General features: G+C 43.3%; 2 protein-coding genes, 1 tRNA gene and 1 pseudogene. 3 read left to right on the plus strand and 1 reads right to left on the minus strand.

Annotation, left to right across the window (positions count from 1 at the left end):
• Positions 1-89 precede the first annotated feature (89 nt).
• Positions 90-347 (minus strand): annotated as a pseudogene (locus NI464_RS15620) (GGDEF domain-containing protein); the annotation flags it as partial.
• 152 nt (positions 348-499) lie between these two features.
• On the opposite strand from NI464_RS15620, the gene pyrC reads away from it, so the two are divergent.
• The 3 genes from pyrC (at position 500) to NI464_RS15635 (ending at position 2274) form a co-directional block, all read left to right on the plus strand.
• A complete protein-coding gene (gene pyrC / locus NI464_RS15625) occupies positions 500-1534 on the plus strand; it encodes a dihydroorotase (RefSeq protein ID WP_004279558.1) in 1035 nt (344 codons plus the stop codon).
• Positions 1519-2178 carry a ribonuclease T gene (gene rnt / locus NI464_RS15630; protein ID WP_253139500.1) on the plus strand — a complete coding sequence of 220 codons (660 nt, stop codon included), beginning with the start codon at positions 1519-1521 and terminating at the stop codon, positions 2176-2178. Before pyrC ends, rnt begins: the two co-directional genes overlap by 16 nt.
• A gap of 20 nt (positions 2179-2198) precedes the next feature.
• Positions 2199-2274: transfer RNA gene (locus tag NI464_RS15635), tRNA-Glu, on the plus strand.
• The last annotated feature ends 156 nt before the right edge of the window (positions 2275-2430 follow it).

Raw genomic sequence — 2430 nt, forward strand, 5'->3', positions numbered from 1 at the left:
AATAGACGGAAACGATTTGGTCTAAGAATGAATTTAATTGCTGGAATGGTGAACTGGACGCTCTTAAATTAACTTTCGCAAGAGATCTAATCATGTACGAAATATTCTTTGCTGATGCTCCAGTAATCTGTGGGAATCATCACCACCAAAAAAAGGAAATAGGCTAGTACTCCAGCCCACACATATTTTTCGACATGTTTGCGGGCGCGTTCCAGATTTTTGGTCCAGAATTCTTGTTCCAGATTTTGAGGGAAGACCGGGCCTACACGCTGGCTTTGCCGTGTAATCAGTTGTTCTATGTCTTCTTTATCATCTTGCAATTTCGCTAGATTGTACTTGTATTCCATTGCCAAGTATTTATGTAATTTTTTTATTAATTTTAAAATAACATACTTTTTAAAATTAATTTATACATATCCCTTATTTTGTAGCGCTTTCTCGTTACCATTTTTACTATAGATGGATTATCATTTGTTTTATTTGTTCGACTGAATTTGCCTTGAATACGATTACGATTCTCCAGCCAGATGATTGGCACGTTCACCTGCGTGATGGTTTAGCACTTCAACGTACCGTTCCCGATTTAGCCAAGCAGTTTTCTCGCGCCATTTGCATGCCAAATCTGGTGCCACCCGTTAAAACTGTCGAAGAAGCCAATGCCTACCGTGAACGTATCATGGCACATGTGCCTGAAGGGGTAAATTTCGACCCGCGTATGGTGCTGTATTTCACTGACAACACCCCGGCAAGCGAAGTTAAAAAGATCAAAGAATCTGCGCATGTCAATGCCATCAAGCTCTATCCTGCGGGTGCGACCACCAACTCCGATAGTGGTGTGAGCGATATGAGCAAAGTCTACGGCGTAATTGAACAGCTTGAAGAACACCAAGTGCCTTTATTGCTACATGGTGAAGTGACGCATAATCATGTCGATATTTTTGACCGTGAAAAGCGTTTCCTGGATGAAGTGCTGGCTCCCTTACTCAGACAATTTCCCAAGCTGAAACTGGTGCTCGAACACATCACTACCAGCGAAGCAGCAAACTTTGTACTTGAGCAAGACCGTAATGTCGCTGCAACCATTACGCCGCAACATTTATTGTTTAACCGCAATGACATGCTGGTTGGTGGGATCAAGCCGCATTTCTACTGCTTGCCGATTTTAAAACGTCAAACGCATCAGCAAACTTTGCTGGAAGTCGCAACCAGCGGTAATCCTAAATTTTTCCTGGGAACAGATAGCGCGCCGCATTCAAAAAATGCAAAAGAAAATGCGTGTGGCTGTGCAGGATGTTATAGTGCGCCGACTGCCATTGAGCTGTATGCTCAGGCATTTGATCAGGTGGGTAAAATTGAACGCCTGGAAGGTTTTGCCAGCCATTTTGGTGCAGACTTCTATGGCCTGCCACGTAATACCAATACCATTACCCTGGTTAAAGAAGATCAAGTAATCCCTGAAAGTTTAGACTATCTGGATGGTGAACAGATTATCCCACTGTATGCTGGTAAAACCATTCAATGGAGAAAAGTGTGACAAATGAAACGCTCCCAATCATTGGTCAACGTTTTCGTGGATTCTTACCTGTAGTTGTCGATGTCGAGACTGCAGGTTTTAATGCGCAGACTGATGCATTGCTGGAAATTGCGGCCATTCCGATTGTTTATAATGAGGAGGGTCAATTTGTGTCGGGTCAAGCTTACCATGCACATATCAATCCTTTCGAAGGGGCAAATCTCGACCGACGTTCGCTGGAGTTTATTGGGATCGATCCTTCGAATCCGATGCGAATCGCAATGGCCGAAGATGAAAAAACTGCGCTTAAGCGTATTTTTAAATCTGTGAATGAAGTGCGTCGCCAGCAAAACTGTACCCATGCAGTTTTAGTTGGACACAATGCACATTTCGATTTGGGTTTTCTTCAGGCCGTGATTGCGCGTACCGGAACCAAAAACCAGAACCCATTTCATAGTTTTTCTGTCTTCGATACAGTGACTTTAAGTGCGGTGATGTTTGGTCAGACCGTACTGGCAAAATCCTGTATTCAGGCTGGGATTGAGTTTGATGGCAAAGAAGCCCATTCTGCATTATATGATACGCAGAAGACCGCTGAACTGTTTTGCTATATTTTAAACAAACTCGCACCTCACCTGCTTGACACTCTGGTGGCGGATCAATAAGATACCGCCATCTTCTAAACGTCCCTATCGTCTAGAGGCCTAGGACATCGCCCTTTCACGGCGGTAACCGGGGTTCGAATCCCCGTAGGGACGCCATCTATTTTTTCTCTTCTTTATATTTCTTTGATCAGCATCTTAAGCTGCTCAAGTCTTACGCTTTTACTAGGGTGTGTTGACACTTTTAGCTTAAAAAAATAGCGAAGTAGTAAAATCAAATCGCCAAACCCAATTTTACTATTCGCTATGCCTCGT

The organism is Acinetobacter lwoffii, from assembly GCF_024129685.1.
Classification (GTDB): domain Bacteria; phylum Pseudomonadota; class Gammaproteobacteria; order Pseudomonadales; family Moraxellaceae; genus Acinetobacter; species Acinetobacter lwoffii_X.

What these genes read in the sequence shown, in the direction of transcription:
- rnt (WP_253139500.1), top strand. Translation starts at nt 1,519, where the DNA reads ATGGAGAAAAGTGTGACAAATGAAACGCTCCCAATCATTGGTCAACGT.